A 26,692-nucleotide genomic window follows, 5' to 3' on the forward strand; every position below is an offset into this window, starting at 1 on the left:
CTGTAATCAAGGATTCAAATGGCAGAAACCAGCTACCCCCAGATACGAATCGTTCCCGCACGTTTCCTCACCCCGGATACCGCAGAGACTCTTATAAATAAGATCCTCTCAACCACCGGTATCCGACGGATCGTTTTAAACGGACCCCGTGTACCAGAGATCGTCCCGTATGGGCCTGCCCGGGGCACCCCCAATGTGGTTGCCCAGAGGCGGGAGATCGAGGTGATGGGTGAGACGATTAAACTCCAGGTACAGGTTGGAACAATCCTCATCGAACTTGAGGATGAAACACCAATACCGGAGATCAGAAAAGCATGCGAAACGGTTCTTACGAACTTCCCATTCACTCTCCAGGAGGGCAGATTCATGCGCTCCAGTATGACCATGACCGATTATGCAAAGTACGGTATCGTCGAAGACGAACGTATCCTGGGCATAGTTGACCCAAAGAGCAAAACCCGACCGATCATCCTGCAGGGGAACAAGTAACATGCCAATAGGACGTGTGACACAGGTCGTCGACTGCCGCCAGTCCATGGGGATGGGCAAAGGAGGATCGCTCGCACAACGCGGGACGATCTCCGAATGCCGGTACCCGGACGTCATCGTGGTGGCAATGTCTCCCGGACGGAGGCATGTGACAAAGCCGATCTGCGATATCACGTCAGCACTCAGGCAGCAGGGGGTCGAATACAGCGTAAGTACCCTGGTGTTGAACGCGGGCAGCGGCATCCCCGCTGATGCAGGAAACGCAGGCGGAGCGGCCATCGGTGCAAATTTCGGCTTGAATTACCGTGAGATCGAACAGATCGAACGGCATAAAGTCGCAGTCCTTCACCATGGCAATGTTCGATCGCACGTTGTTCATAAAGTCAGAAGCATACTTGAATCATGCGACACGAAAGCGGTCGTCGTCTCACAGGCGCCGATCGATTACGAGGATCTTGCACGGGAAGGAGTAAAGACCGCCTATGTGATGCCCCCCGCAGATGCAATCCGGACAAAAGGAACCGTTGTTGCCATTGTGAGCGGAGTAACTCGTGGGCAGACACCGACACGGGAGAAGCTGGCAGATGTCATCCGTGAAGTATTACGAACAATGAAGGAGAAATCCTTCACAGAGGTGAATTAATTTATGGCATACAAACCACAGTATGGCCCGGGAACCTCCAAGGTCGCCGAAAACCGGCGAAAGCAGATGAACCCGGCAGTAAAACTCGAGAAGATTCGCGATGTAACCGATGAGGACGTTGTTCTTATCCTCGGACACCGTGCACCAGGCCAGGCATATCCAACCGCACACCCCCCACTCGCAGAGCAGGGTGAGCCGGACTGCCCGATCAGAAAGATCGTCGCCCCAACAGAGGGAGCAAAGGCAGGAGACCGCGTCCGGTATGTCCAGTTCGCTGACTCAATGCTGAACGCACCCTCACAGCCATACCAGAGGACCTACACAGAGATGTACCGGTACCGTGGTATTGACCCAGGTACGCTCTCCGGCCGTCAGATCGTCGAGTGCCGTGAGCGTGACCTTGAGCAGATCTCAAAGGACTTAATCAACACGAACCTCTTCGACCCGGCACGTGTCGGTATCCGTGGCGCAACTGTGCACGGACACTCGCTCCGTCTCGCAGAGGACGGCATGATGTTTGACATGCTTCAGAGGTGCGTCCTCGACAAAGACGGCATCGTCAAGTACGTCAAAGACCAGATCGGTGTCCCGCTCGACAAGAAAGTCGCAGTCGGCAAGCCCATGGACGAGAAATGGCTCGGCGAGAACACGACCATCTTCCACGTCCTCGGCGGGAACCCCTACAGGAATGACGCAGAGTACATTGAGTACATCCAGCGTATCCACAGCCTGAGAACAAAATACGGATACATGCCCAAGGAGTGATAAAAGATGGCAAAAATTGAGAGAGCACAGAAACTCTTCCTGAAGGCACTGAAGGAGAAGTTCCCGGGACAGGATGTAGAATCCCAGAAAGCCAAGTTCTATGCATTTGACGGCCTCAACCAGTCTCCCCGTAAGAAGGAGTTCATGGCTGAGAACGCAAAGATCGTCAAAGAGCGTGGCATTGACATGTATGACCCCGCACGGTGCCACCTTGGTGGTATCCCGATGGGTCAGCGCCAGCTGATGACCTACGAGGTCTCAGGAACCGGCACCTTCGTTGAGGGTGACGACCTCCACTTCGTCAACAACGCTGCCATGCAGCAGTTCTGGGACGACATCAGGAGAACCGTTATCGTCAACATGGACCTTGCCCACCAGACCCTCCAGAAGCGTCTTGGCAAGGAAGTTACACCAGAGACGATCAACGAATACCTCCACGTTGTCAACCACGCAATGCCCGGAGCAGCCGTTGTTCAGGAACACATGGTCGAGACCCACCCTGCACTCACCGACGACTGTTACGTCAAGGTCTTCACCGGAGACTCCGAGCTTGCAGACGACATCGAACCACAGTTCTTAATCAATGTCGAGAAGCTCTTCCCGAAGAAGCAGGCAGAAACCCTGATGGGCGCAGTCGGCAAGTCCATGTGGCAGTGTGTCCACATCCCGACAACCGTCTCCCGCACCTGTGATGGTGGAACAACCTCCAGGTGGTCCGCCATGCAGATCGGTATGTCCTTCATCGGTGCATACCGGATGTGCGCAGGCGAAGCAGCAGTCGCTGACCTCTCCTACGCAGCAAAGCACGCTGGTGTCATCCAGATGTCCTCACACCTGCCAGCCCGCCGTGCCCGTGGTCCAAACGAGCCAGGTGGTATCCTGTTTGGCAACTTCGCCGACATGATCCAGGCAGACCGGAAGTATCCAAATGACCCCGCAAAGGCAGCCCTTGAGGTTGTCGGTGCAGGAACAATGCTCTTCGACCAGATCTGGCTCGGCTCCTACATGTCCGGTGGTGTCGGATTCACCCAGTATGCAACAGCAGCATACACCGACAACATCCTCGATGAGTTCACCTACTACGGTATGGACTACATCAAAGACAAGTACAAGGTCGACTGGCAGAACCCGAACGCAAAGGACAAGGTCAAGCCAACCCAGGAAGTCGTCAACGACATCGCAACCGAGGTTAACCTCAACGGTATGGAACAGTACGAACAGTACCCGACCATGATGGAAGACCACTTCGGCGGTTCCCAGCGTGCCGGTGTCCTGGCAGCAGCCTGCGGTCTCTCGACTGCAATTGCAACCGGTCACTCCAACGCCGGTCTGAACGGCTGGTACCTCTCGATGCTCATGCACAAAGAGGGATGGTCACGTCTCGGATTCTTCGGCTACGACCTGCAGGACCAGTGTGGTTCAGCAAACACCCTCTCTGTCCGGCCTGATGAAGGCTGTATCGGCGAGTTCCGTGGACCGAACTACCCCAACTACGCAATGAACGTCGGCCACCAGGGAGAATATGCAGCTATTGTCGGAGCATCCCACTACGGACGTGGCGACGCATTCTCACTCTCCCCACTCATCAAGATCTGCTTCGCAGACCCAGCCCTGAAGTTCGACTTCGCCGAGCCAAGGAAGGAGTTTGCACGCGGTGCGATCCGCGAGTTCATGCCAGCAGGCGAGCGCTCGCTCATCATCCCCGCAAAGTAAATCCTCTAAACCAAACTTTTTTTTCACTAATGAAAGATGTTCTGAAATACGGGTCGGAAATTCAGAGCCATTCCCTGAAAAGGAGAGTGACGATGCCCGCTTTCAGCAATATTTCGAAACCTTTAACTCAATCACTATCAAGTCTTTTATATCTACACGTAGTACTCCGACTCTGGAGAAGCAGCGCTGATCGAACACTCTCATACTCTTATAGATCAAGGGAGAATCTCACATGGAGAACATCGTATTAAGTATTGGAGTAGCAGCATTTGCGGGAGCGCTTGCCACTGTGGCAGGGGCAGCCGAAGATACCGAATCCAATATCGGATCTCAGGGTGACCCGAACTCACAGGTTCAGCTCGCACCGCAGATGGGATACATGCACCGTATCTTCAATAAGGCTGTGGCAGGTGAGCCACCATCCTGGGCTCTCTGGATCGCTCTTGGTGCGGGTATTGCATGGGCCTTTATGGCAATGAACGTCAATCCGGTTCTTGCTATCATTCTTGGTAGCGTACTGGCATCGTTTGTCCAGGGCGTCTATGCAACCACCGCATATCTTGGCAGGACTGCAAGTCTCGCCAAGTTCGGGCAGCCGGTCTATGTTGATATCCTGAAATCGGTTACACCCGTTACAACAGCTCACGCATTTGTTGCGATATTTGCAACGGTAACAATCTGTTACCTGATGAACGCCGTACTCGGCCATCCGTTCCCGCTTCCGATCCTCGGTATTATCTGGGGTATCGCACTTGGAGCCGCCGGATCCGCCGTTGGAAACCCGTATTACGGGAAAGAACGCCAGTACCAGAACCAGAAGTTCGGAGCCGGTGTCCCTATCTCAGCATCCGGAAACATCGTCCGATATGCCGAGGCAGGCGAAAGAAGCTCACTCGACAATGGCTGGTTCACAGCAAAGTACGCAGGACCTGCATCAGGAGTCTGTTTTGGCCTGATCGTCTTCTTCGAACTCTGGAGACACCTCATCTTCGAACACTATTTCGGAGGATGGGGCTCGGTCATTGTTGGAGCAATCATCGTTCTTCTCATTACGATCATGGCACGGTACATCGAAGTCTGGGCACGCAAGACCTATGGCCCATACTCGGCACCAGAGAAAAAACATGACGAGGAGGCAGCATAATGTCAGCAATCGCAGCTAAACCCGCCGCCGGCGCAGGAATGCCAAAGGGCGCAGCAGCAATCGCAATTGTATTACTGCTCGTTGTTGTCGGTATCGGGTACTATATGACCATGACAGGCTTCTTCACGATGGCCGTTTTCTATTCATTAATCGGCATCATCATCGGCGGAATGCTTGTTACGTTCAGTGTCCACCTTGTTCCGGTCGGTGGAGCACCCGCCGCAATGGGCCAGGCACCAGGTATTGCTACCGGTGTCACGATGCTCGCAGCAGGTGCCGGTCTTGCCGGTCTCTTCAAGGGAGCATGGGCAGCCCAGTTCGGCTACCTTCCGGCACTCGGAACGGGAGCTATCGGAGGCGCACTGCTGATGGCGCTCACCTGTATGTTCGTCAATGTAACGTACGTCTATGGTATGGGCATTCCATCAGCATCCGGAAAGGTCAGGAACGATCCCATAACCGGAGACTCACAGGACGAGTACAAGAGCCAGGGAACCGAAGGTCACGGCCTGCCGTTCATCTCCTATGTTGGTGGTGTTCTTGGCGGTCTTATCGGAGGTTTTGGCGGAACACTGATTTACATCTCGCTCTATGATGCATACGTAAACGGGCTTCCCGCACTGATGGGAGCAAGCACCGAGAGCATCATGCCGATTGCCGTCAGTGTTGCAGGTATCTTTGCCATCGGTATGTTCCTTGTAAACGCTGTCCTTACCGCGTACAACATCACCGGTACAATCGAGGGTCCGCATGATCCTAAGTTCAAGCGGTTCCCACGGGCTATCGTAGCCAGTGCGGTTGCATCAGCATTAACCGGACTGCTGGCACTGTTGATCATCGTACCGATGCCAATCTGAGGTGAAGAAGATGACAGTAAAAGTTGAAGCATCCGCAGACTCAATCCCCCACAACACCCTGTTGATTGTCGGATTAATCGGATCGATCGTCTGCATCTACCTGACATACCTCAATACCATCACCGGACTTGATATCTTCTCGTTCTTCGGCGGTATTGGCGCAATCATCGCCCTCATCTGGGGTACGAGCACCATCAAGAGGCTCTGCAGCTACGGTATCGGAACAGGTGTTCCATCCGCAGGCATGGTCGCATTTGGTGCAGGTATCATCGCAATGCTCGTTGGAACAAAGTTCGGCTTATTCTCTCCACTTGCAGCTCTTGTTATTGCACTCGTCTCAGGTGCCATCTTTGGTTTCCTTGCAGACAGCGTGCTGAACATGAAGATCCCGGTGCTCGTTCAGTCCTTAGCTGAACTCTCGATCATCGGAGCACTCACTATCATGGGATTCACTGCAATGGCAACCGGAGACTTTACCTTCGGAGTTTTGACAGCAGGAACGATCAGCATCTTCGGATTCGCAATCCCTGCCGCACAGGCATCGTTTGTCGGTGGAGGCATTACCGCAGTTACGTTCATGCTCGGAGCCATCGCCATTCAGCACCCCTTCAATGCAGCACTTGGTCCATCCAACACACAGGATCGGACACTGATGCTCGCAGCAGAGTGCGGGTTCCTCTCAATGATCATGATGGCAATCATCTCGTTTGCGTTCATATCAATGGGATCTGCACTCCTGGGACTCCTGATTGCACTCATCGGATGGGGCTACACCTACGCACAGTTCATCGAACTCTCAAAGCGCGATGCAGCCTCATGGCTTGATGCCAAGATGATCGTGGAGACTGAGGACTAAACTGGAGGTGAAAGACATGGGATATGTTCTTGTATTACCTGAATTCGGCCTTGTCGCCGATCCGATTCTCGGATTTGTGACGACAGCCGGAGAGTCCTACCAGCCGATCATCGATCAGGTTGCTGAACTCGATAAGGTTGCAGATGACCTGGTCAATATGCTCTCTGGTGAAGGAAACCTTCTGAACAGCTACCCTGGCCGTGACAAAACGCTTGTCTATGCCGGTGGAGTTACCGCATTCTGGTATGGTCTTGCGGTTGGTCTGCTTATTGCAGCCATCGTTGCGTTTCAGTACCTGAGGTGAAGAGAGATGGCAGATAAGAAATCACCGGCAAGCGGATGGCCAACCGTCAAGGGAGACTTCCATTCAGGTGACGCAAACAGCTGTGTAGCTGTTGTCACCATGGGATCGCACCTTGATGAAGGCGGTATCTGTGCAAGCGGAGCTGCATTATGCGGATCATGCAAGACCGAGAACCTCGGGCTTGAGAAGATCATCGCAAACATCATTGCAAACCCAAACATCAGGTTCGTCCTCGCATGTGGAACAGAAGTGAAAGGGCACTTAAGTGGCCAGTCACTTGAAGCTCTCCATGCAGGAGGCGTATCTGGCGGCAAAATCGTCGGCGCAGAGGGAGCAATTCCCTTCATCGAGAATCTCGACGATGCAGCTATCAAGCGTTTCCAGGAACAGATTGAGTACGTCAACATCATGGAGACTGAGGACGTCGGCAAGATTAACGCCAAGATCGCAGAACTCACGGGCCGTGACCCGGGAGCATTTGCCGCAGACCCGATGCTTGTCGAGGTCAAAGAGGCAGGTGGAAGCGGTGGCGAAGAGTCAACCGGCGAAGTGAAACCTCTCTCAGGAGAACTTGCACTCATCCATGCCCGGATGAAGATCATCCAGGGAATGGTCACCGATATCGGGTACCGTGACAGGTTCGCAGCTGGCGTATACTCAGGAAAAATCGAAGGGCTGATGATTGGTCTTGTGGTAATATTTACCATTCTTGGATTCCTTCTGATGGGGTGAGTAAAATGGCAGGTTCTAGCATCAGAATGACATCAATTGACAACATGGTTGAGAAAATCCGATACAAGGCGCAGATCATTGCCAGGACAAACAAGCTTGACTCTGGCATAATGGATGCAGGAATGCCTGGGTTTGTTGCCGGGCTTCTCCTTGCCTTGATCTTCGTGATGGTACCAATCCTGGTTCTGGGGTGAAGAGAGATGGCAGAGAAGAAATCACCGGCAAGCGGATGGCCAACTGTTAAGGGAGACTTCCACTCAGGTGACGCAAACAGCTGTGTAGCTGTTGTCACCATGGGGTCTCACCTTGATGAAGGAGGTATCTGTGCAAGCGGAGCTGCATTATGCGGATCATGCAAGACCGAGAACCTCGGGCTTGAGAAGATCATCGCAAACATCATTGCAAACCCAAACATCAGGTTCGTCCTCGCGTGTGGAACAGAAGTGAAAGGGCACTTAAGTGGCCAGTCACTTGAAGCTCTCCATGCAGGAGGCGTCTCGGGCGGCAAAATCGTTGGCGCAGAGGGAGCAATTCCCTTCATCGAGAACCTCGACGATGCAGCTATCAAGCGTTTCCAGGAACAGATCGAATACGTCAACATCATGGAGACTGAGGACGTCGGCAAGATTAATGCCAAGATCGCAGAACTCACGGGCCGAGACCCGGGAGCATTTGCCGCAGACCCGATGCTTGTCGAGGTCAAAGAGGCAGGCGGAGGCGGTCTTGAGACAGCAGTTGCCGGAGCGAACCCCCAGTTCCTTGAGATTGAGAAACGTCTCGACGTAATTGAGAAGAAGATCGAATTTGCAGACGCAGAGATTGCCCAGAGGGTGGGCAGGAAGATCGGAAGGGATATTGGTATCCTCTATGGCCTTGTAGCAGGGCTCATCGTCTTCATCATGCTGCTTATGCTCCTTCCGAAAATTAGTATGCTCTAAGTGAGGTGTTCCAACTATGTTCAGGTTTGAGAAAGAACAGACCGTTCTCGACTTTAATGGAATCAAGATCGGTGGACAGCCAGGCGAATACCCAAGGGTACTCGGTGCATCCATCTTTTACAACAAGCACGAGACCGTGCTTGACGATCACACAGGAAAGATTGACAAGCCAAAGGCAGAAGCGCTCTGGAACCGCTGTATGGAGTTGTACGATATCACCGGCAACCCATACTTCATCCAGATTATCGCCGAATATGGCGAGGCGTTCGAGAGCTACTTCAGCTGGTTTGACAGTATCGACAACAAGACCCCCTTCCTGATGGACTCATCAGCACCGGCAGCACTTGCCCATGCATGTGAGTACGTCACGGAAGTCGGCCTTGCAGACCGTGCAATCTACAACTCGATCAACGGGTCGATCCCGCAGGAGAACATCGACGCACTTGCTGCTTCAGATGTCAACTCCGCAATCGTCCTTGCCTTCAACCCCGGCGACCCATCAGTCGTTGGACGTGAGAAGGTGCTTGTTGAGGGAGGCGTTGCCGGTCAGTCAAAGGGTATGCTCCAGATCGCAGAAGAGGCAGGGGTCACCCGCCCGATCCTCGACACAGCAGCAACCCCGCTCGGTATCGGCTCAGGCGGTTCATTCCGTGAGATCCTTGCATGCAAGGCAATCCACGGTCTCCCAACCGGTGGTGCATACCACAACATGACTGTTTCATGGACCTGGCTGAAGCGCTGGAGAAAGAACGTCCTTGCCGAACAATACAAAGGAAAGGATGTCCTCCTCGAACAGATGGCACATCACCACTTCGGTGGATTCGAGGGTATCAGGCAGACTGCATGGGCTGCACCTGACATCGGGTGCAACATCATGGCAATGACCCTTGGTGCCGATTTAATCATGTTCGGACCAATCGAAAACTGTGAAGGGATGGCAACGACTGCCGCATTTACCGACATTGTGCTTGCTGAGGCATGCCGTGAACTCGGTGGAGATGTGCAGGATCCAAACCACCCCATTATGAAACTCGTATAAACAGGAGAATCATTGGTGGAAATTCATTCCACCCATTTTTTTTAAGAATACCGAAGAAGACATTCGGTTGCTTTTTTAATATCAGATCCCTGTTTCCGTACTTCTGCAAGATAGAGATCAAATGTCCGATCATCTGCCATCGAGAATACCGGCTTGTTGAGATCGGCATGGAGCATCAGGTCAAAGGCACGCGCCTCTGCAACAGACAGTCCAAGAGCCTTATATTCACCCATATGCGGTAGGTATACAGGGTTTTCATCCTGAGGTGTGGTAAGAACAAGATCTGCAAGCGGTGTTCCGGGAATCGGCTCTGCGGCGCTCACAAAGACATCATCCAGTGAGAGTTCCTCAATGAGATCTTTTGTCTTCTGGTAATCATCTTCGGATTCACCGGGATATCCCACAATAAAACTCCCCGCTACTTTCAGCCCATGGTCACGGCAGCGCCTTACAGCTTCCCTCACCTGATTGACATCTGCCCCTTTCCGCATCTTTCTGAGAATGGCTTCGCTCCCGGATTCTATTCCAAAAAATACCCAGCCGATGGTATGATCACGGATTGCATCCAGCACCTCATCGGTGATACAATCAACCCGGATATCCGGGGAGGATAGGTTCTTCCTTCCCACAATCCCGGCAATCCCACTGAGTAGATCAACAAAAGCAGGGACATTCATCCTCCCCTGTTCTGAAGCATAGAGCGATCCGGTTCCCCCCGAGATTGAGATCCGATGCACCCCGGCATCTATGAATGCCTGTACTTCAGTGAGAATAGCCCCAATACTCCGGCTTCTGATCTCCTGCCCGAAGTACCGGGGGACCTGGCAGAACCCGCATCCTCCGATACAACCACGGTGCGTCTCAATATACACATTCGCACCCCTGATATTCTGTTCCCCGATATCGGCGGGGATCAGGGGAAGAGGGCGCGTCATCGGAGATGGAGGAGATGGGCCGGTAGTGACCATCACCTCATCTTCCATATAGCCTATCCCCTGTATTTCAGGTGAGGGGCCATCTGCCACAAGGCGTGGCGTGGTCACTTCACCTTCCCCAACAACAACTGCATCCGGCGATAATTCACCCAAAACCATTGCCGGATGCGAAGATACCGGACCTCCGACATAACACCTGCCGCCCCGCTTTTTCCGGGCACTTATCACCTTTTTTATCCGCTCATCGAAAAGATGCTGGGTGGAATAGAGGGAGAGAAGCAGGATATCCGTATCTGTATCTTCGATAAAACGTGATATGGAGACATCGTGTCCGTGCTCTCTGAGCACTCCGCCGATCACCATTGCGCCGTAGGTGATGATATCCGGAGAGATGACCTTGATCCTCATGATATGGGATTATTTGAAAGGACACAAGCATAAACAATCCGGGTTGTTCGTACGATCCATACCTTTTTGTCTTTATGCGCATATGAGTACTTATTACCAAAACCAGGTGATACACAATGCCAGGATTTGATAGAACAGGACCCCGCGGTATGGGGTCAATGACCGGAAGGCGCATGGGGCGCTGTGTTGCCCCGGCACCAGATGCACAGAGTGCAGTACAGACTGAAAGACCAATCTACGGACTCGGAAGAGGCGGAATTCCACGCGGAGGCGGCAGAGGATTTGGCAGAGGATGGGTACAACGGCGATTCCCATAAATGAATAATGATTGGCAACTACAAACAATGTGAATTGTCATACCTCCTCATTTCCCCTCTTTATTTCAAAATGCATATTCCTGAGAATAGCAAAGTAGCAATGCACTTCATCGGGAATAATAGAAAGATTTAAGTATTTATGCGCATATGAGTACTTATTACCAAAACCAGGTGATACATAATGCCAGGATTAGATGGAACAGGGCCCCAGGGTATGGGGCCAATGACCGGAAGGCGCATGGGGCGCTGTGTTGCCCCGGCACCAGATGCACAGAGTGCAGTACAGACTGAAAGACCAATCTACGGACTCGGAAGAGGCGGTCTGCCACGCGGATGCGGCAGAGGTTTCGGAGGAGGACGTATGCGTGGAGGGCGGTTCTTCCAGCCCGCAAACCAGACGGAGGTGCAAGAGTGAAGATAGCAATTGCAATGGATGGAACACGCGTGTCTGAGCATTTCGGGCACTGCCAGAAGTATGCAATTTTCAATGTTGAAAATAACAAGATCATCCGGGGCGAAGACCTTGACAGCCCCGGACATGAACCGGGAAAGCTCCCCCGTTTCCTTGCAGAGCATGGCGCAAACCTCGTTATCGCAGGTGGGATGGGCCCCCGTGCAATCGATCTCTTCCATGAGAATGGGATCGATGTCATACTCGGTGCCTCAGGAGACATCGATGCCGTAGCACAGGCATATATCCGTGGGGATCTCACACCCGGACAGAGTACATGCCACCATGGGCCAGAAGACGAATGCGGCCACGATGAGAAAGAAGGAGCAATCATCTGTATTACTGCACAGGCTACAGGTGTGGATGCACCCTTTGAAGAGCGGTTTGGACGTGCTCCTTACTTCATCATTCTTAACCTGAAGACAGGTGCAGTTGAATCGGTTCAAAATGCTTTTGCCCAGGCTTCAGGCGGCGTTGGTCCACGGTCGGTTTCAACGGTCGTCGACCATGGAGCAGAGTACCTCATCACCGGACAGATGGGAGGCAATGCAGCAGAAGCGCTTGCTACAAGCGGGATTAAAGCCTACTCCTACCGCGGCGGCGGCTCGGTTGCTGATGCGGTGAAGGCATTTCTTGCTGGAAATCTCCCCTCAATCTCCTGATCCTTTGCTTATGAAGATCGCAATTGCAAGCGGAAAAGGAGGAACCGGTAAGAGCACAGTGGTGGCCAATCTTGCCTTTTCACTTGCAGAGAGACAACCCTTAGCCGTTGTCGACTGTGACGTTGAAGAGCCGAACCTCCACCTCTTCTTTCCTTCACCATCAGAGGATCTGCCCGTAATGGTACAGATCCCTGAGATTGATACAACACGGTGTACATACTGTGGAGCATGCGGAGAGTTTTGCCGGTATGGGGCACTAACCATCTTCAAGGATCGCCACCTCTTTCTTCCTGAACTCTGCCACTCATGTGGAGGGTGTGTTCGGGTCTGCCCGATTGGCGCCATCAATGAAATTGGGAGGCAGATTGGAATCGTTCAGATACGAAAACCCACATCTGGACTCACTCTGATTACCGGCGTGTTGCAGGAAGGGGAAGTACAGGCACCACCTGTAATCAGGATGGCAAAAGATCAGGCAGAAGGGCATCCGCTTATTCTCTATGACGCATCACCGGGAATTGCATGCCCTGTGATCGAAACACTTGAGGGTGTGGATTTTTGCATATTTGTGACCGAATCAACCCCATTCGGCATCCATGATCTCAAGCTCGCGTACGGTGTTGCAGAGGAGCTTGGAATTCCTGCCGGTGTTGTGATAAACCGCAGTGATGGAGATGATGAAATAATCAGGGATTTCTGCGCGGAACATTCACTTCCAGTCCTTATGACAATACCATTTGATCGCACAATAGCTGCTATCCAGAACAAAGGGAACCTTATCGCGCGCGAACTCCCGGGATGGAGAGAACAGTTCATCGAACTCTTCGAATCGGTGATCAGAGCAAAGGAGGGAGTACAATGATCAGGATTGCAGTGATCAGTGGGAAAGGGGGAACAGGGAAGACGATGGTTGCCTGTGCACTCGCAGATACCAACACCAGAAAACAGGTGCTGGCAGACTGCGATGTTGATGCAGCCAATCTCGAGCTCCTCCTCTCACCCACCCGGCTCACCACTGAGCCGTTTACCGGTCTTGATGTTGCACGAATTGATCCCGATCGCTGTTTGGGATGTGGAGTCTGTGTCAACACCTGTGCCTTCGGCGCTATCAAAATGGACGACGATCGGGCAGAAGTGAGCCCCCTCCATTGTGAAGGGTGCGGCCTCTGCTGTTTCGTCTGTCCGGAAGGTGCTGCGGTGATGGAAAGGAGGGTCTGTGGCGAGATTTACACCTCTTCAACAGCATATGGACCGCTCGTCCATGCCCGGCTCTTTCCCGGATCAGGCACATCCGGACTCCTCGTCCATGAAGTAAAGAAAAGGGCACTCACTATCGATCCATCTGCCGAGGTACTCCTCGTCGACGGCCCACCAGGGATCGGCTGTCCCCTTATCTCCACGATCAGCGGGATGAATGCAGTACTGATCGTCACTGAGCCGAGCGTTTCCGCCCTCCATGACTGCAAACGCCTGGTGACCGTCTGCCGCCGGTTTAACCTATCCATCCTCCTGCTGATTAACCGGTTTGACCTCCTTGATGAGATCACCCGCGAGATCGAGTCATATGCAGACGAAGAGGGAATCGGAATTGTTGGGAAGATTCCCTTTGACGCTGCTGTTGTCAAAGCGGTCAGGCAGGGCATCCCGATCACAAGAGCCGATAGTCCGGCATCGAAAGCCATCTCCGGAGTCTGGGAACAGATTAGATTCAAACTTGATATGCCATGACACCAGAACAGGACAGAAGAGGATGCTGCGGAAAGCGGCGTGGACGGCCACGGGTTGCCCGGATGATCGATGATGAGGGGCAATTCAGATGTTTTGCACCCCTCTGCGGAGACCAGACAATCCAGGAAGAGCAGATCCTCCTGCTGCCGGAAGAGCTGGAGGTGTTGAGGCTTGTTGATCTCCTCGGTCTTGAACAGGAGGCTGCAGCCGCTACCCTTGGCATCTCACGAAAGACCCTCTGGCGTGATCTCCATGAAGCACGGAGAAAAGTTGCCGATGCACTCGTCTATGGAAAGACCATCCGTGTGCTTGGCTGTCTGCGTCAGGATGCAGCAGACTGTCCTCCATATCATCAGTCTGAGTGAAGACGGCATAATCCCCTCAGATACTTTTTTCTGAACTATTTCTTCACCCATCTGGTGGAGAGAGTGATATAGCTGTATAACTAACTCTGATACATGGAACAGGCCGGAGGCATTGGAGAGGTATTCCCGGATTATTTTGTGATACAAGAGGAGATCAGATCGAAAAAGCCGGATGAGGCTGAGTCACTGTTTGGGGAGATCCTGCTTCAGACCATCTTCCTCAGGAGGGTGGAGACCGATCCCGCATTCCGATGGAGTATCTGCATCAGAATCTCTTCAGATGAAATATTATCTGAGATGCTGCGCCGGACCATCACCCGTCTCCTCACTGGATCAGAAGAGAACAGAGAAGAGGGCCTTCTCCGTCTACGAATGATGGAACAGAACCCGGATGCCATCTGCATGCTCTTTGCAGAGGAGACCGGCCTTCCGCTTCACTACTGGCAGACGAAGAGAGCCGGATTGTTGTATCAGACAATTTCATTCCCAACTGCACTCCAGACCTCACCTCCTGAAAGGCCAAAACTCCTCCACCCGATGGATCAGGCAATCATAACCTCCTTCAGAGATGAGGCGGACGCTGGTGTCAACATAATAGATCCCGAAGATCCATCATTCCCTGGAAGAATCACAGACGCCATTACTTCCATAGCCTGCCACTCCTTCCTCATATTATCTTATGAAGAGAGGCTCTCCATTCTGAACAGGCGATATCCGGAAGATGGATGGGAGCCGCTCATCTCTGCGCTGATGATCTTCGAGCCGTCTGCAGAGGCATTGCTTGTTGGAGCACGGCATTGTGCTGCAACACATCAAATTATTGCTGCACGGAGCCTGTATTCCCTTGCATGCAGCCGTGCAGAGGAGCAAAAAATCAGACAGCTCAGTTACCGTGAGATGGGACTTCTATCCCGGAACATCGGTGAGCATGAACGTGCATTCTCAGAGTTCCAGTCTGCACTCGAAGCCGCCCGTGAAAGAGGGGAAGACGCCCGATCATTTCAGGATGAGCTGATCTACCTCTGTGAAGCCGCCGAGAAGCTTGGCTTATCAGCAGAGGGGGATACCATCTTCGATCGCCTCATCTCGATCGCCCGGGATAGGGAGGGTGAAGAGCGGGTGCACCTGCTCATGCAGATAGCCACATCATGCCGGCGATCGGGATGGTTTGATCGTGAATATGCCCTTATTGAAGATCTTATCGGGGAGGAGGAATGCAGCGATGCAGCCTTTGCACGATTGGATACCCTGAACCGGGCAATGAGAGGAGATGGAACACTTGATTCTGTCCTCCTCGCCGATCTGGAAGCAGGAGCAGAAGCAGAATATACTGCTCTCCGCGGCATCCTCGCTTTCGGCGCATTCCAGTTCGATGACGCCCTTACCTGGTTCAATGCCTCGGTCTCCATTCAGAACAGCCCCGAAACCCGACTCTGGAGAGCGAGGGCTGCATGGTATGCCAATAAACCACCCATAGATATACGCTCTGACAAGAATGATCAGATCGAAACACAAATCATCTCAGGATTGCTCAGGGGGGAGAAGATTGGGAATCTTGTCAGATTGATCCCCGGCGGGGGAGAAGATGAGGGATATGATGCCATCCTCGTCCTCCTTGAAGGGATGAGAGGGAGATCTATTTCGGAGTCTGTCAACACAGTCACCGGGGATCTTCTGAACCTGCCTGTGCCACAGGAAGAGAGAGCACGGCTGCTCAGGATACTGGCAAAAGTGCTCTCAGAATGTGGCATCCCCGATGCAGTACCAGTCTTCCGAAAAGCGCTCAGGATAACGACATCAAAAGAGGCGCGTGCCGGTATCCTCTCTGAGATCGGATACTGGTATGAAACCCGTGGGCAGACAAAGAAGGCGGCGGAGGCATATATGCGTGCAGTCGCACTTCACCAGGAGTTTCCCGGAGGTTGGGCAGGGGTTGCCAGGGCTTATGCACAGCAGGGAGAATATGATAGCGCAAAGGAGGCAATAAGCACCGCCATCCGGTACCTTCCCGATAGGGAAGAGTATCGGATGATCCAAAACCTGCTCCATAACCGGATCAAAACTGATGGACTTGAACCTCAATTACAGGAACAGATTGATGCCATTGATCGCAGCCTGTTTACCTGGAGTGGGGCTGTACCCTCATCAATTGTAGGGCGGTACCTGGCAGTGATCAAAACCGAAGCTGCCACCCGGGAAGAGCCTGTTCGTTCCTCGTGGGCACCGGAAATGATGGCGGCAGAAGAGGTGCTCACCATACGAAACAGCGCAATCCAAGCGTTACAGAGTTGAGAGAACGGAGTAGATCAAGGATGAGTACTGGAAGATTCCGGCTATCCCACCGCCCATGATTGGATGTGAAGAGAGATGAAACGGCTCATCACAGTAATCGCAATTGCCCTCGCCATCTACATCATGATGGCCTTTATCGGAATCCCTGCAGGAGAGGAAGAGCCTGTGGAGTCGGCGGAACACGCACCCCGGGCACTGAACATCCTCGCAATTCTGCCGTTGAGCGGGGATGATATGGATCTTGGAATGGCACAGCAGTATGGTATCAGCCGGGGAACGATACAGCCGCGGGATCAGCCGATTAACCTCCATATAGAGGATTCACGCGGTGACCCGGACCATGCAGTGGCGATCCTCAGAGAGCGGAGGAACACAATTGCCATTCATGCACTCATCATATCAGGAAGCGACTGCGTTCTGGCAACAGCTCCCTATGCCGAGGAATGGGGCATCCCGATTGCTTCAATAGCCGCCCCAATACAACCCGGAGTGGAGAGAAGCAGAAGCAGGATCAGTTTTACACCACCAATAGCAACAGAGATTTATGCAATCGCTCCATTCATCTCCGATTACTCTGATGTCGCCTTTATTTACCCGGATACCGGGGAAGGAAGGGAGATGGCAGAGCAGATACGAAGCATTCCAAACCTGCGGAATCTCCGGCTGATCGAGTATACACAGGAGCAGAAAGAATATTCAGATCTGATGCGCCCACTCCGGGTAAACCCCCCTGAGATCTTCATCATCTATGGTAAGACGCAGGTTCCGGCAATTATCTCTGCAATCAGAAGCCGGGGAGAACATCCGATCATCCTCGTCTGGGAACGCGGTAGTGTCATGCTGGTGGAGGAGGCTCCGGAGCTTGCAGAAGGAGTCTTTGTCCTTGCCCCGGTAACCAATGCTGCACATCCCGTTTTTTCTGGGATGGATGAACAGCCATTTAGTATGGCGCCAGGTATCGTAGCTGAATCATTTGATGCGGCGCATACCCTTTCAACATCAATCACAACATGCGGGGGCGATATGGAGTGCATCGCAGGCTGGTTCTGGAACCGGAGCCATTTGGGCGCACTCGGGACTATCCGGTTCAATGAGAAGAGAGAGGCTGGTTATCAGTATGAGATCCGCCAGATCCGGAGAGGCGAGTCAGAAACCGTCGGGATGATCACTGCACCCAGTAAGATCGTCTATATTCGTGTCATTACCGGCTCAGGGGAAGGCTGGTTTGTTGATGAGGTGAAGAAGGGAGCAGATACCGCACTCACGGTGATCAATGAAGAGACGAACATTGAGCTTCCGCTTGCCACAAGTAACGGCATTCCTTCTCTCTTTGACGCCCGTGTCGGGGTACTCTATGATTTCGAAGCTATCCCGAAGGGAGCTGAGATTATTGGAACGATCACCGCCACACCTGATGGAAAAACAAGTATCTCAGGTGGAGGCGCAGATCCTGAGAGAGTAATCGGGATCGACAATGAAGCATATATCAGCCTCTGCTATGATATCCTCGATGAAAAGCAAAATGCAGATGGAAAGAAGCGTTCAATTGCCCTCCTCTCCAGCCAGCCAGACGATCCCCTCATCGGGATCGTCCGCACAACCGCAGAATCACGCGGATACCAGATTGGAGCCGATAGTATCTATGAGAACAGTACCGGAATAGGTTCTGCAATAGATTCAATCATGAGAGAAAGCCCGTATAGCCCCCTTTTTGTTTCTGCCAGCTCACCCGGCGAGGCGATTCTGATTCAAAGCTATATACGGAGAGCAGAGTATTCCCCTGAGATGATCTTTACACTCGGAGATGCCTGGAAATCGGCATCATTCATCAGGGGAGCAGGGATCTTTTCAGAAGGGATCATTGCCGGATCCGTTTACAAGAGAGAGAGTATCAATCAGTTCCAGGCAATCCGTGGCGTCAACACCCTCATGGTCAGGCAGACCGGACAGGAGACAAACGACATCACTGCCCGTGCTTTCACCGGCATCATGATGATCGCAGACGGGGCTGAAAGAGCGGATAGTAGAGATCCTTCCACCATCCACACTGCAATCCTGACAGCTCCCATGAAACCCGAATATGGAGCTCTTTATGATGGAGGCACACATATCATACAGATGAGAAACGGCGTATACAGGACCATCCTGTGACCGGAAACAGAGATGCAATACTGAAAAACAGCAGGCAATTACGGTGATGAAGGGGAGAGAATATACATGCCACGTGAACTGACACCCTATGACATAGACATACTAAGAAAACTTGCACCCGAATGTGAAGACTTAATCTGCAATGGTTCAAGAACCGAGTTCCGATCCATTATTCCACCGGTTGCCAACCACTACTCAACAGATGAGAAGGATTTTGAAAGCCGCGTAAACCGCCTCACCGATACAGAGCTTGAGTACCTGATCGAACTGATGCGAACAGGAAGCGAGAGTGTCGGCTGTATCTCACCGTTCTTCTTCTCAATACTCCTTGACATTGTCACAGAGCGCCTGTCAAAGAGAGCCGGACAGGAACTCCTCTCAATCTATGAAAATGATGAAGGGTGTGGATAAGAGGTTCAATAGACCTCTTCGCGCATCTCAAGAACCGAGAGAATCCTTTGCTGCTGTTCGGTTCCCCGGGTGCAGAAGAATTCCTTCTCAAACCCGACATCCCGGTAGATGGAACAATCAGGGCATCTGCATCCACTGCTCTCATCGGTGATGCATCCCTCCCTGCTCTTCCCGATTGTGCAGAATGCACGATCGCCTGCTTTCTCAGCACATTCACGGTATGTCGGACAGGATGGACAGATGCAGTGTTCTTTTCGTGTCAGAATAATCCCTGCCCTCTCAGCCGGACTCAGGACAAGAGGATGATCTGTGACAAGAGCCAGATACTTTTCAAATTTGGTTATATCCATAACAGGAATCCCTCATCTACCAAGTGGGATCATAAGGTAAAAAAGGTATTGTCTGATGAAGAGAGAGAACAATCAGTGGTTTAAAAGATCGTTGATTGCGGTTTTGACGATGATAACAACAGATTCGCGTCCGAACCGCTCTGAACTGAGCACCATATCATAACAGGAGAGATCCCCGATATCGATCCCATAGTAGCTATGGTACCGCTGTGCTTCAGATCGTTCACGCTCGATTGTCACCGCTGTTGCAGTATCTCCATCCTGGATATCACGTGCGGCGATCCTCTTCGAACGGCACTCCGGGCTGGCCGTCAGCCAGATCCTGAGATCGGCATTCTCCACCATTCTGCCTGCAAGACGCCCTTCAATGATGATATCATCTGATCTCATCCCGATCTCTTTCTGCCGTTCATCGATAAGCCGGTCAATTGTTGGATCGCTCTCTGCAAGACGCCCAAATTCCGCGAGATCCATATTCCGCTCTTCTGCACAGGCACGAAATACTTCGCCCGCAGAGATGAAGGTGAAACCAAGATCCCTTGCAAGTGCTTTTCCAAGAGAGGTTGTTCCACTACCAGGAAGGCCGCTGATGGTGATTCTCATCAGATGCCCCCGATATTGAGGGCTTTCCTGATCACCTGGCTGACCGTGAGCGAACAGATCATGTACCAGAGAATCCATGCAGGGAGAATCCAGACAGCCATCTCATTTAAGCTGGTGATCCCCATGAACGGGAAGACGATAGCAGTATCCATCGAAAGTGCAGCACTCAGATCCATCCCGTGAAGCCGGTAGAGGAGCCAGAAGAAGATGGGAACCGTGATGAGAATGATATATGCCATCGGCTTGAACTGCTGCTGGGACATCTCAAGCTGATCCTTCATCATGGCATCGCGTTTTGCCTCGAGCTTCTTGATTGCTTTTTCATCACCTGCAAGCTGGGCTTCACGGAACTTCATCTGGAACTCCTTCATCTTTGCCTGTACTTCCTGCATCTTCTCATAGTCGATGGTGTACTTCTGAATAAGTGAAGAGTACAGTCCGGTTGCCGAGGAGAGGAAGAGGAGAACCGCAAAGAACGGCAGACCAAAGGTATCGGTGAGAGGTCCGAGTATCGTATCGATCGCCTCTGCTATACCATCCCGTATCCACTCCACTGCATATGCCATCATCAGGCCAAAGGCCAGTATGAAGGCAATATAGGTTCCGTACTTCTTCATCAGGTTCAGCATCGTTCACTTCCACTATTTCAGCACTGCAACAAGGGCCTTGACACCCTGCTCAAGAAGATGATCAGCATTTGTGATGATCGCAACCGTGCATCCGGTGAGCATTGCATATGCAGTGGCAAATGACCGGTTCATCTGCTGATGCTCGCGGATTGAACCGGCACCTTCCATATCCCTGACACGTGATGCATCAGAGAGCCGGCGGAGAAGGATCTGATCATCATCTGTCTCAACAAGCACGATTGTATCGGGCATGAGCGCGGTGAGCACCCATTCGGGAAGGCCGGCAAGGTATCCTGCCGGGGTTTTCACGGATGCATGGGTATCAATGATAACATTCCCATCAATTGCTGCCATCTTCTCAGCTGCAAGTTTCTGAAGGCGTTTCTGAACAGTCCGATCGAGTTTGCGCATCTGGTCGCGATCTTCTGCGAGCCCCTCGGACTGCGCGACCTCGAACATAAAGGAACCAAAATTAATATTCTGGTAGGAGATCCCTTCTGCTGCGAGGGCCTCCATTGCCTGATTAATGACTGTTGTCTTCCCGACACCGGGAACCCCGGTGATGATAATCTTCTTTCCTGCCATGATCTTTTTCACTCCTTTCCAAAGAACGGCCTCATGAACGGATACATCTCCATGATCTGTTCGCTTGCAATCTGCTCGTACATACGATAGACGATACTCACCGCAAGCAGAAGACCGGTTCCTCCAACGGCACCGATGACACCGAAGAGGTTTGCGGCAACCGAAAGGACACCGACAAAGACACCGCCGATGACCGTCACACGCGGAATGTACCGGTCAAGGTACCGTTCAAGCACCTGGGGATTACGGCGGTATCCGGGGATATGCATACCACTGTTCTGGATCTGCCGTGCAACATGGCTTGAGTCAAGCCCTGCCGTCTTCACCCAGAAGAGGGCAAAGATTGCACCGCCGACAACCATGATTGTTACATCTATGCCAAGGCGTACTATAACTTCCCATGGCGCATGGCCGAGATCGCTCATCCACCACATCCAGTCCTGGGGACTGTTGATCGGTGCAAGGAAGTACATGATGCCATCAACTGGCTGTGTCCCGTCAAAGCGCCCGAATATCGTAATCCCCATGCTTGAGAGGAACATCCCAAACATCTGGACATTCGCCTGAAGGACACGGACAAGGATCATCGGGAGCACACTAGCGTAAATGAGCTTGACAGGGAATTTTGCTCTCGAACCCCTGACATTTGCATGGGCAAGGGGGATCTCAATCCGGGTTGACTCAACATAGACGATCACCAGGAAGATGATCACCGTTGTGAGCAGTGCGATGATATCGGGTGTAAAGTACTGAAGGAAATTCCCTCCTTCAAATATGATCGCAAAGAGACGCGGGAAGAAACCTACCGGGTAGGGATCCGTCACAGGAGTCCAGTTAAAGAACCCGTTAATAATACCCTGAGATACACTTGCAACGATGAAGAGACCAACACCTGATCCGATACCCCATTTCGTCACAACCTCATCCATAAAGAAGATCAGAACACCGCCAAGGCAGATCTGCAGGAAGATCAGGAATGAAACTGCCGATAAACTGCCTCCAAAAAATGCTGCTGCAACTGCTGGATCGGGCTGGAGGAAACCACCAACAAGGTTGGGTGCTGCCTGCAGGACGATCATCACAAGGATGAGAAGCTTCTGGAGCCCCATGTACATAACCTGCCCACGGGCATCTGACGTATCGAGGGGGATCAAATCTGCGCCTTTCAGAAGCTGAAGGACAATAGATGCCGTCACAATCGGACCAATACCCACATGAAGAATAGATCCGCTCTCACCTGCAAGAAGTGCACGATAGAACTGGAAAATATCCACAGAATCGGGTGCAAGTCCAAAGACAGGAATGTTTGTCAGAACAAAATACAGAAGCAGAATAGCAAGTGTCCAGATTAACTTATTTTTAAAATGGACATGCCCTTCCGGTGCCCTCACCGCAGGCATCCTTGCCAGCAGAGGCTCCATTCGATCCAGCAGTTCTCCCATAGGTCACCAAAAAAAAATTAAATGGCCAATGCCTGGCCACCGAGCTCTTCGATCTTTGCCTTCGCACGCTCAGAGAATTCCAAAGCCGTAATATTCATCTTATGATGAACCCGGCCTCCTCCAAGGATCTTCTCAATGCCGAGATTGGCTGCATCAAGGGTGACGCATCCATTCTCCTCGCGGGCAATGCCCTGCACAACCAGCATGGGAATCATCTGATCGATCTCACCGATGTCAAGGACAGAAACCTCGACTGATGTTGGTGAGTTGAAACCATGTTTTCCTTCACGCTTGCCAAGAAGGTGGAAACGGGTGAAGTTATGGTCACGCCATCCTGCTGCACCACGGCCACCCCTGTTTCCTGCTCCACGGCGGTTCTTATGCGTTCCACCGCCACAGGTTCTCGAACCACGATATTTTGATCGCTTATTGACTGGCATCGCGAATTCACCTCATCTTATACAGGAGAGCGTTAATCTCCCTGCCATAATAGCCAAGCGCTCCACCCTGGTTAAAGGTCCGCTTGATGGTCTTATATCCCTTTCTCGGGGGGTGCATTCTAAGCACCGGTTTGAGTTCGGGGATATCCTTCAGCTTCACTTTACCTTCTGCAAGGTCTTCTGCGAGTTCGCTGACACTTCCATACTCTGATGCACTCTTCAGGTACTCATCGGTGAGAGGCTTGTTGCCAAGGAGGCGGCCGCGTGTCCTGAGAATTGTCTCAAGCGTCTCGGCATCAACCTCTCCGTAGGCGACAAAGTCCTTCACTTTCCGGATCATCCCGAGGTACTCGGGAGTCTCAGGGATGAGGACACAATGGTTGATATGATGGAGACGAAGCATCTTCAGCGTCTCTTTGATCTCGTGGCGGGTATTGACGACGCCGCGCACCTGCACGACTGCGTACATTAGTGCCGACCTCCCCCGATACGAATCATATTCGTCTCTTTCAATGCCTCAAAGGTTGCCTTTGCATAGTTGAGGGTTGTCCGGGTGTTTCCTTTCGTCATCACCCATACATCCTTCATGCCTGCAAGATCAAGCACCTTCTTTCCAATCTCACCGGTCACAAGGCCGATGCCCTGTGGTGCGGGCTTCAGGGTGACACGGACACTCCCTGCCTTTCCTTCCACCTGCATGGGTATCGAGTGCGGATTGCTGCATCCACATTCCCAGCTTCCACAGCCACGCCGTACTTTGATGATGTTCAGTTTTGCTGAAACAATCGCCTTACGGATGGCGGTACCGACCTGGACATCCTTACCCTGGCCAAAGCCGATGTAGCCGTCACGGTTTCCGACGACAACAACTGCACGGAACTTAATCCGCCTGCCAGAGTCAGTCATCCTCTGCATCATATCGATGGAGAGCACTTCATCACTGAGATCAGGGATGAATGCGTCAACGATACCTGCCTCCTTGATCGGGCGGCCACTGTTGAGCACATCTTCAAGAGATGCATACTCGCCTGCAGCTACTGCTGTACCAAGGCCGGTGACAGGGATCCATTCCTCACGTTCAAATGCCATGTCACTCAAGCTCCTTCATAATGGCATCTGCCACTTCTTCCACATTTGCAACAAGATTGCCTGCCCGATCGGGGGCATATTCAGCGATTGTAACACCCTTGACACGGTCTTCATCCGGGAGGATCTCTTCACCGTGTGGGATGTCAAATCCGGCCTCAACCGCTCCCTTCAGAGCAGCAAAGACCCGTGCACCTTTTGTTGCACGATTCAAACCAATATCAAGGATACCTCCCTCATACCCTGCTTTCTGGGCACGAACCGCACAGAGCATTCCTGTGAGGTATGCAGCCGGGGTATTGCCGGTGTATCCGGTATATCCGAACTTTGAGAGTTCGCCGCTGGTTGCCGATACAAGTGTCCGGTCTCCGGTCATCTCAGCAACAACAAGCTGAACGATGATCTGGCGGGATGTCTTCCTGACAACGAACCGTGGCCTTCTTGAGATGATAAGACGCATCCGCTGATAGTAATCGGTTCTTCCTTCCTTTCGTCTCCTGAACGGGACGAAATATCGCGCACTTGTCGCCATATCAGTTCACCTTCTCCTTGTGCAGCTCAATGTTCTGTTTCAGGTGTGATACATTCCTGAATTGTCCACCTGCTGCACGCCTGTAGAATTTCCGGTATACCGAGCGGTCAATTGTGCCATTGTCACGCATCTCGCGGAGCATCGTGCGCTGGGCACGGATCTTCTGGATCCAGACCCGCTTTGATGGAGTCCGGGCACCCTGTGCACCTCTCCTGCGGCCATGCCCTTTGCAGTGGCCATAGGCGCGCTTGATGGTACGGAGGCGTGCTCGTCCACGGCTGACACCCTTCTTCTGGTGGGCTGTGATTGCACCGTCACCAATGAGATTCCTGATATCCTCACGGGAGACCGCATTGGTTATCTCATCGATCTGATCGGGATTGAACCAGACACGGTTCTCACCACATTTGAGAATTGCGGCTGCAATCCGCCTCTGTGATGCCAGATCACTCATCGTCTGTCACCTCATCATCAGAGACCTGTTCGTCCTCGACCTCAGGCTCCTCTGCTGCAATTACTTTCGGGTTTAAGACTTTGAACCCGCCAGCGAGTGCTTTCTCCTGAATCTCCATCCGCTTCTTCATCCCAACAGTTCCACCAATCCGGATTGCAGTGGTTTCCGCGTCAAGAGACTCAAGTGTGGCAACTGTCATAACGAGAGCTTCCTTCATTCCACAGGGGTGGAAGCCACGGACAGCAACCGGACCTGCAAATCCCGGGGCCGGGATTATGCCCTTTGCTTTCTTCTGTTTTCGCTGTTTGCTCTGACCACCGCGGGGTCTGCGCCAGACATCGTCAAGCTTGGCTTTCTGTGACAGGCACTGGCGTCTGAAATTTCCCCGTTTTGCATGGCGATCGCGAATCAGCCTCTTAATAGCAACCATCTGGATCACGCCTTCTCCACTCTGTATATGCCATCCTGGAAGACACGCGGATCACGTTTCCTGATCTTTGTTGCCTTCTCGATGTTGGCTGCGGTGTTACCCACCTTCTCCTTGTCAATGCCCGTCACGAAGACTTCGTCTGAACCCAGCTTCACGGTGACGCCTTCATGAATCTTTGCGTTCCGTGCCATTTTTTCACCAAGGAAATTTCCTATCTCAAGGATTCCCGGGTGGAGTTTGAGCTGGATCGGGAAGTGGCTGTAGACAACCTTCATTGAGAACTCATACCCTTCAGTTACACCGGTGCACATATTGCGGATGTGGGAAGCAAATGTCCCGACCATCGCATATACCGTCTTCCGGTTGGATGGCGTGCTGATCGTAACGGCTCCGTCTTCAATGGAGACGGAGATGTTTGGATAGTAGAAGGATCGCTGAAGCTCACCCTTTGGACCTTTGACGACGATCATATCGCCATCAACAGAGACCTGAACCGAGTCGGGGATCTGAATATTTTCTGTGTGTACCATCTTCAGTGCACCTCAGTAAACATACCCGATCAGCTGGCCGCCAATTCCGGCTTTTCTCGCCTGTTCATGAGACAGAACACCCTGTGAGGTGGTCAGCATCAGGAGGCCAAAGCCTTTGGCAGGCAGGTACCGTGTCTCCCACGATTCCATGTCTTCCGTCTTTACTGCAAAGCGGGGCGAGATTGCGCCGCACTTATTGATCCGGCCTGTCAGCTGGATTGAGAAACGGCCTCCACGGCCATCATCAATGTATTCAAAGCCGGCGATGTATCCGTTCTCCTGCATGATACCGAGCATCGCACCAAAGAGCCTGGAGGCGGGTTCAACCGTTACCTCAAGCCTGCCTGCATCGCCTGCATTCTTGATGGCGCTCATCGCATCGGCAATAATATTCTGTTGTGTCATTCTCCG

Annotated in this window: 35 protein-coding genes; 21 read left to right on the forward strand and 14 right to left on the reverse strand. The window is 52.3% G+C overall.

What is annotated here, in order from left to right; genetic code table 11:
- The first annotated feature begins 18 nt into the window (after window positions 1–18).
- The 12 genes from mcrD (at window position 19) to mtrH (ending at window position 9,480) form a co-directional block, all read left to right on the forward strand.
- Complete coding sequence (gene mcrD / locus ACYUBO_RS09495) at window positions 19–489, forward strand: methyl-coenzyme M reductase operon protein D (protein WP_300332659.1); 471 nt, start codon at window positions 19–21, stop codon at window positions 487–489.
- Between the two features lies 1 nt (window position 490).
- Window positions 491–1,132, forward strand: a complete 642-nt coding sequence (gene mcrC / locus ACYUBO_RS09500; RefSeq protein ID WP_300332662.1) for a methyl-coenzyme M reductase I operon protein C — start codon at window positions 491–493, stop codon at window positions 1,130–1,132.
- A gap of 3 nt (window positions 1,133–1,135) precedes the next feature.
- A complete protein-coding gene (mcrG, locus tag ACYUBO_RS09505; protein WP_460373894.1) occupies window positions 1,136–1,897 on the forward strand; it encodes a coenzyme-B sulfoethylthiotransferase subunit gamma in 762 nt (253 codons plus the stop codon).
- Window positions 1,898–1,903: 6 nt separating this feature from the next.
- Window positions 1,904–3,610, forward strand: a complete 1,707-nt coding sequence (gene mcrA / locus ACYUBO_RS09510; protein WP_460373896.1) for a coenzyme-B sulfoethylthiotransferase subunit alpha — start codon at window positions 1,904–1,906, stop codon at window positions 3,608–3,610.
- 232 nt (window positions 3,611–3,842) lie between these two features.
- Window positions 3,843–4,754: a tetrahydromethanopterin S-methyltransferase subunit E gene (gene mtrE, locus ACYUBO_RS09515; RefSeq protein ID WP_300334009.1), complete on the forward strand. Its 912-nt coding sequence runs from the start codon at window positions 3,843–3,845 to the stop codon at window positions 4,752–4,754.
- Window positions 4,754–5,611, forward strand: a complete 858-nt coding sequence (mtrD, locus tag ACYUBO_RS09520) for a tetrahydromethanopterin S-methyltransferase subunit D (RefSeq protein WP_460373898.1) — start codon at window positions 4,754–4,756, stop codon at window positions 5,609–5,611. The genes mtrE and mtrD overlap by 1 nt, the downstream gene beginning before the upstream one ends.
- A gap of 10 nt (window positions 5,612–5,621) precedes the next feature.
- A complete protein-coding gene (mtrC, locus tag ACYUBO_RS09525; protein WP_460373901.1) occupies window positions 5,622–6,467 on the forward strand; it encodes a tetrahydromethanopterin S-methyltransferase subunit MtrC in 846 nt (281 codons plus the stop codon).
- Window positions 6,468–6,483: 16 nt separating this feature from the next.
- Entirely contained in the window at window positions 6,484–6,771 is a 288-nt protein-coding gene (gene mtrB / locus ACYUBO_RS09530) for a tetrahydromethanopterin S-methyltransferase subunit MtrB (RefSeq protein WP_460373902.1), read from the forward strand.
- A 6-nt stretch (window positions 6,772–6,777) separates the two neighbouring features.
- On the forward strand, window positions 6,778–7,503 hold the full coding sequence (gene mtrA / locus ACYUBO_RS09535) for a tetrahydromethanopterin S-methyltransferase subunit A (protein ID WP_460373904.1): 726 nt from the start codon (window positions 6,778–6,780) through the stop codon (window positions 7,501–7,503).
- A gap of 5 nt (window positions 7,504–7,508) precedes the next feature.
- A complete protein-coding gene (locus ACYUBO_RS09540) occupies window positions 7,509–7,697 on the forward strand; it encodes a tetrahydromethanopterin S-methyltransferase subunit F (protein WP_460373905.1) in 189 nt (62 codons plus the stop codon).
- Between the two features lie 6 nt (window positions 7,698–7,703).
- Window positions 7,704–8,441, forward strand: a complete 738-nt coding sequence (gene mtrA, locus ACYUBO_RS09545; protein WP_460373907.1) for a tetrahydromethanopterin S-methyltransferase subunit A — start codon at window positions 7,704–7,706, stop codon at window positions 8,439–8,441.
- A 16-nt stretch (window positions 8,442–8,457) separates the two neighbouring features.
- Window positions 8,458–9,480, forward strand: a complete 1,023-nt coding sequence (mtrH, locus tag ACYUBO_RS09550; protein ID WP_460373908.1) for a tetrahydromethanopterin S-methyltransferase subunit H — start codon at window positions 8,458–8,460, stop codon at window positions 9,478–9,480.
- 41 nt (window positions 9,481–9,521) lie between these two features.
- Here the strand turns inward: mtrH and ACYUBO_RS09555 are convergent, their stop codons facing one another.
- Window positions 9,522–10,823: a methyl-coenzyme M reductase glutamine C-methyltransferase gene (locus ACYUBO_RS09555; protein ID WP_460373910.1), complete on the reverse strand. Its 1,302-nt coding sequence runs from the start codon at window positions 10,821–10,823 to the stop codon at window positions 9,522–9,524.
- A 116-nt stretch (window positions 10,824–10,939) separates the two neighbouring features.
- Between ACYUBO_RS09555 and ACYUBO_RS09560 the strand changes: the two genes are divergently transcribed.
- From ACYUBO_RS09560 to ACYUBO_RS09600, 9 genes are all read left to right on the forward strand, one after another.
- A complete protein-coding gene (locus ACYUBO_RS09560; RefSeq protein WP_460373911.1) occupies window positions 10,940–11,140 on the forward strand; it encodes a DUF5320 domain-containing protein in 201 nt (66 codons plus the stop codon).
- Between the two features lie 181 nt (window positions 11,141–11,321).
- Window positions 11,322–11,555: a DUF5320 domain-containing protein gene (locus ACYUBO_RS09565; protein WP_255332607.1), complete on the forward strand. Its 234-nt coding sequence runs from the start codon at window positions 11,322–11,324 to the stop codon at window positions 11,553–11,555.
- Window positions 11,552–12,253 carry a NifB/NifX family molybdenum-iron cluster-binding protein gene (locus tag ACYUBO_RS09570; protein ID WP_460373912.1) on the forward strand — a complete coding sequence of 234 codons (702 nt, stop codon included), beginning with the start codon at window positions 11,552–11,554 and terminating at the stop codon, window positions 12,251–12,253. Before ACYUBO_RS09565 ends, ACYUBO_RS09570 begins: the two co-directional genes overlap by 4 nt.
- A 10-nt stretch (window positions 12,254–12,263) precedes the next feature.
- Window positions 12,264–13,115, forward strand: a complete 852-nt coding sequence (locus tag ACYUBO_RS09575) for a nucleotide-binding protein (protein ID WP_460373915.1) — start codon at window positions 12,264–12,266, stop codon at window positions 13,113–13,115.
- Window positions 13,112–13,981, forward strand: coding sequence for an ATP-binding protein (locus ACYUBO_RS09580; RefSeq protein ID WP_460373917.1), 870 nt, complete (start codon window positions 13,112–13,114; stop codon window positions 13,979–13,981). The genes ACYUBO_RS09575 and ACYUBO_RS09580 overlap by 4 nt, the downstream gene beginning before the upstream one ends.
- A complete protein-coding gene (locus tag ACYUBO_RS09585) occupies window positions 13,978–14,346 on the forward strand; it encodes a DUF134 domain-containing protein (protein WP_460373918.1) in 369 nt (122 codons plus the stop codon). Before ACYUBO_RS09580 ends, ACYUBO_RS09585 begins: the two co-directional genes overlap by 4 nt.
- Before the next feature lie 93 nt (window positions 14,347–14,439).
- Window positions 14,440–16,638, forward strand: coding sequence for a tetratricopeptide repeat protein (locus ACYUBO_RS09590; protein ID WP_460373921.1), 2,199 nt, complete (start codon window positions 14,440–14,442; stop codon window positions 16,636–16,638).
- Between the two features lie 75 nt (window positions 16,639–16,713).
- Window positions 16,714–18,789 carry an ABC transporter substrate-binding protein gene (locus ACYUBO_RS09595; protein WP_460373922.1) on the forward strand — a complete coding sequence of 692 codons (2,076 nt, stop codon included), beginning with the start codon at window positions 16,714–16,716 and terminating at the stop codon, window positions 18,787–18,789.
- A gap of 66 nt (window positions 18,790–18,855) precedes the next feature.
- Window positions 18,856–19,200, forward strand: a complete 345-nt coding sequence (locus ACYUBO_RS09600; RefSeq protein WP_460373924.1) for a hypothetical protein — start codon at window positions 18,856–18,858, stop codon at window positions 19,198–19,200.
- A gap of 5 nt (window positions 19,201–19,205) precedes the next feature.
- On the opposite strand, the gene ACYUBO_RS09605 is transcribed toward ACYUBO_RS09600, so the two are convergent.
- From ACYUBO_RS09605 to ACYUBO_RS09665, 13 genes are all read right to left on the reverse strand, one after another.
- Complete coding sequence (locus tag ACYUBO_RS09605; RefSeq protein ID WP_460373926.1) at window positions 19,206–19,550, reverse strand: DUF2769 domain-containing protein; 345 nt, start codon at window positions 19,548–19,550, stop codon at window positions 19,206–19,208.
- A gap of 72 nt (window positions 19,551–19,622) precedes the next feature.
- Window positions 19,623–20,153: a (d)CMP kinase gene (gene cmk / locus ACYUBO_RS09610; RefSeq protein ID WP_460373928.1), complete on the reverse strand. Its 531-nt coding sequence runs from the start codon at window positions 20,151–20,153 to the stop codon at window positions 19,623–19,625.
- Window positions 20,153–20,782, reverse strand: coding sequence for a DUF106 domain-containing protein (locus ACYUBO_RS09615; RefSeq protein ID WP_460373930.1), 630 nt, complete (start codon window positions 20,780–20,782; stop codon window positions 20,153–20,155). The genes cmk and ACYUBO_RS09615 overlap by 1 nt, the downstream gene beginning before the upstream one ends.
- Before the next feature lie 12 nt (window positions 20,783–20,794).
- Entirely contained in the window at window positions 20,795–21,367 is a 573-nt protein-coding gene (locus ACYUBO_RS09620; RefSeq protein ID WP_460373931.1) for an adenylate kinase, read from the reverse strand.
- A gap of 8 nt (window positions 21,368–21,375) precedes the next feature.
- On the reverse strand, window positions 21,376–22,809 hold the full coding sequence (secY, locus tag ACYUBO_RS09625) for a preprotein translocase subunit SecY (RefSeq protein WP_460373934.1): 1,434 nt from the start codon (window positions 22,807–22,809) through the stop codon (window positions 21,376–21,378).
- A 17-nt stretch (window positions 22,810–22,826) separates the two neighbouring features.
- Window positions 22,827–23,249: an uL15m family ribosomal protein gene (locus ACYUBO_RS09630; protein WP_460373936.1), complete on the reverse strand. Its 423-nt coding sequence runs from the start codon at window positions 23,247–23,249 to the stop codon at window positions 22,827–22,829.
- Between the two features lie 7 nt (window positions 23,250–23,256).
- Entirely contained in the window at window positions 23,257–23,718 is a 462-nt protein-coding gene (locus tag ACYUBO_RS09635) for a 50S ribosomal protein L30 (RefSeq protein WP_300328472.1), read from the reverse strand.
- On the reverse strand, window positions 23,718–24,338 hold the full coding sequence (locus tag ACYUBO_RS09640; protein WP_460373938.1) for a 30S ribosomal protein S5: 621 nt from the start codon (window positions 24,336–24,338) through the stop codon (window positions 23,718–23,720). Before ACYUBO_RS09640 ends, ACYUBO_RS09635 begins: the two co-directional genes overlap by 1 nt.
- A gap of 1 nt (window position 24,339) precedes the next feature.
- A complete protein-coding gene (locus ACYUBO_RS09645; protein ID WP_300328465.1) occupies window positions 24,340–24,867 on the reverse strand; it encodes a 50S ribosomal protein L18 in 528 nt (175 codons plus the stop codon).
- Between the two features lies 1 nt (window position 24,868).
- The gene (locus tag ACYUBO_RS09650; protein WP_460373940.1) at window positions 24,869–25,321 is read right to left on the reverse strand and encodes a 50S ribosomal protein L19e; all 453 of its coding nucleotides are present in this window, start codon (window positions 25,319–25,321) and stop codon (window positions 24,869–24,871) included.
- A complete protein-coding gene (locus tag ACYUBO_RS09655) occupies window positions 25,314–25,751 on the reverse strand; it encodes a 50S ribosomal protein L32e (protein ID WP_460373942.1) in 438 nt (145 codons plus the stop codon). The genes ACYUBO_RS09650 and ACYUBO_RS09655 overlap by 8 nt, the downstream gene beginning before the upstream one ends.
- Before the next feature lie 5 nt (window positions 25,752–25,756).
- Window positions 25,757–26,281 (reverse strand): 50S ribosomal protein L6, encoded by a 525-nt coding sequence (locus ACYUBO_RS09660; RefSeq protein WP_300328456.1) that lies wholly within the window; start codon window positions 26,279–26,281, stop codon window positions 25,757–25,759.
- Between the two features lie 12 nt (window positions 26,282–26,293).
- The gene (locus ACYUBO_RS09665) at window positions 26,294–26,686 is read right to left on the reverse strand and encodes a 30S ribosomal protein S8 (RefSeq protein WP_300328454.1); all 393 of its coding nucleotides are present in this window, start codon (window positions 26,684–26,686) and stop codon (window positions 26,294–26,296) included.
- Between the last annotated feature and the right edge of the window lie 6 nt (window positions 26,687–26,692).

This window comes from Methanocalculus sp. MC3, from assembly GCF_054767395.1.

Excerpts from the sequence above, each read along its gene's own strand:
- ACYUBO_RS09655 (WP_460373942.1), bottom strand. The coding sequence starts at position 25,751 with ATGGTTGCTATTAAGAGGCTGATTCGCGATCGCCATGCAAAACGGGGA.
- ACYUBO_RS09595 (WP_460373922.1), top strand. The coding sequence starts at position 16,714 with ATGAAACGGCTCATCACAGTAATCGCAATTGCCCTCGCCATCTACATC.
- ACYUBO_RS09660 (WP_300328456.1), bottom strand. The coding sequence starts at position 26,281 with ATGGTACACACAGAAAATATTCAGATCCCCGACTCGGTTCAGGTCTCT.
- ACYUBO_RS09635 (WP_300328472.1), bottom strand. The coding sequence starts at position 23,718 with ATGTACGCAGTCGTGCAGGTGCGCGGCGTCGTCAATACCCGCCACGAG.
- cmk (WP_460373928.1), bottom strand. The coding sequence starts at position 20,153 with ATGAGAATCACCATCAGCGGCCTTCCTGGTAGTGGAACAACCTCTCTT.
- ACYUBO_RS09615 (WP_460373930.1), bottom strand. The coding sequence starts at position 20,782 with ATGCTGAACCTGATGAAGAAGTACGGAACCTATATTGCCTTCATACTG.
- ACYUBO_RS09600 (WP_460373924.1), top strand. The coding sequence starts at position 18,856 with ATGCCACGTGAACTGACACCCTATGACATAGACATACTAAGAAAACTT.
- ACYUBO_RS09575 (WP_460373915.1), top strand. The coding sequence starts at position 12,264 with ATGAAGATCGCAATTGCAAGCGGAAAAGGAGGAACCGGTAAGAGCACA.
- ACYUBO_RS09665 (WP_300328454.1), bottom strand. The coding sequence starts at position 26,686 with ATGACACAACAGAATATTATTGCCGATGCGATGAGCGCCATCAAGAAT.
- ACYUBO_RS09630 (WP_460373936.1), bottom strand. The coding sequence starts at position 23,249 with ATGCCAGTCAATAAGCGATCAAAATATCGTGGTTCGAGAACCTGTGGC.
- mtrA (WP_460373907.1), top strand. The coding sequence starts at position 7,704 with ATGGCAGAGAAGAAATCACCGGCAAGCGGATGGCCAACTGTTAAGGGA.
- ACYUBO_RS09640 (WP_460373938.1), bottom strand. The coding sequence starts at position 24,338 with ATGGCATTTGAACGTGAGGAATGGATCCCTGTCACCGGCCTTGGTACA.
- ACYUBO_RS09645 (WP_300328465.1), bottom strand. The coding sequence starts at position 24,867 with ATGGCGACAAGTGCGCGATATTTCGTCCCGTTCAGGAGACGAAAGGAA.
- ACYUBO_RS09620 (WP_460373931.1), bottom strand. The coding sequence starts at position 21,367 with ATGGCAGGAAAGAAGATTATCATCACCGGGGTTCCCGGTGTCGGGAAG.
- mtrD (WP_460373898.1), top strand. The coding sequence starts at position 4,754 with ATGTCAGCAATCGCAGCTAAACCCGCCGCCGGCGCAGGAATGCCAAAG.
- mtrB (WP_460373902.1), top strand. The coding sequence starts at position 6,484 with ATGGGATATGTTCTTGTATTACCTGAATTCGGCCTTGTCGCCGATCCG.
- mtrA (WP_460373904.1), top strand. The coding sequence starts at position 6,778 with ATGGCAGATAAGAAATCACCGGCAAGCGGATGGCCAACCGTCAAGGGA.
- ACYUBO_RS09555 (WP_460373910.1), bottom strand. The coding sequence starts at position 10,823 with ATGAGGATCAAGGTCATCTCTCCGGATATCATCACCTACGGCGCAATG.
- ACYUBO_RS09590 (WP_460373921.1), top strand. The coding sequence starts at position 14,440 with ATGGAACAGGCCGGAGGCATTGGAGAGGTATTCCCGGATTATTTTGTG.
- ACYUBO_RS09560 (WP_460373911.1), top strand. The coding sequence starts at position 10,940 with ATGCCAGGATTTGATAGAACAGGACCCCGCGGTATGGGGTCAATGACC.
- ACYUBO_RS09540 (WP_460373905.1), top strand. The coding sequence starts at position 7,509 with ATGGCAGGTTCTAGCATCAGAATGACATCAATTGACAACATGGTTGAG.
- mtrE (WP_300334009.1), top strand. The coding sequence starts at position 3,843 with ATGGAGAACATCGTATTAAGTATTGGAGTAGCAGCATTTGCGGGAGCG.
- mcrA (WP_460373896.1), top strand. The coding sequence starts at position 1,904 with ATGGCAAAAATTGAGAGAGCACAGAAACTCTTCCTGAAGGCACTGAAG.
- ACYUBO_RS09650 (WP_460373940.1), bottom strand. The coding sequence starts at position 25,321 with ATGAGTGATCTGGCATCACAGAGGCGGATTGCAGCCGCAATTCTCAAA.
- ACYUBO_RS09585 (WP_460373918.1), top strand. The coding sequence starts at position 13,978 with ATGACACCAGAACAGGACAGAAGAGGATGCTGCGGAAAGCGGCGTGGA.
- mcrD (WP_300332659.1), top strand. The coding sequence starts at position 19 with ATGGCAGAAACCAGCTACCCCCAGATACGAATCGTTCCCGCACGTTTC.
- mcrG (WP_460373894.1), top strand. The coding sequence starts at position 1,136 with ATGGCATACAAACCACAGTATGGCCCGGGAACCTCCAAGGTCGCCGAA.
- secY (WP_460373934.1), bottom strand. The coding sequence starts at position 22,809 with ATGGGAGAACTGCTGGATCGAATGGAGCCTCTGCTGGCAAGGATGCCT.
- ACYUBO_RS09580 (WP_460373917.1), top strand. The coding sequence starts at position 13,112 with ATGATCAGGATTGCAGTGATCAGTGGGAAAGGGGGAACAGGGAAGACG.
- ACYUBO_RS09565 (WP_255332607.1), top strand. The coding sequence starts at position 11,322 with ATGCCAGGATTAGATGGAACAGGGCCCCAGGGTATGGGGCCAATGACC.
- mcrC (WP_300332662.1), top strand. The coding sequence starts at position 491 with ATGCCAATAGGACGTGTGACACAGGTCGTCGACTGCCGCCAGTCCATG.
- mtrH (WP_460373908.1), top strand. The coding sequence starts at position 8,458 with ATGTTCAGGTTTGAGAAAGAACAGACCGTTCTCGACTTTAATGGAATC.
- ACYUBO_RS09605 (WP_460373926.1), bottom strand. The coding sequence starts at position 19,550 with ATGGATATAACCAAATTTGAAAAGTATCTGGCTCTTGTCACAGATCAT.
- mtrC (WP_460373901.1), top strand. The coding sequence starts at position 5,622 with ATGACAGTAAAAGTTGAAGCATCCGCAGACTCAATCCCCCACAACACC.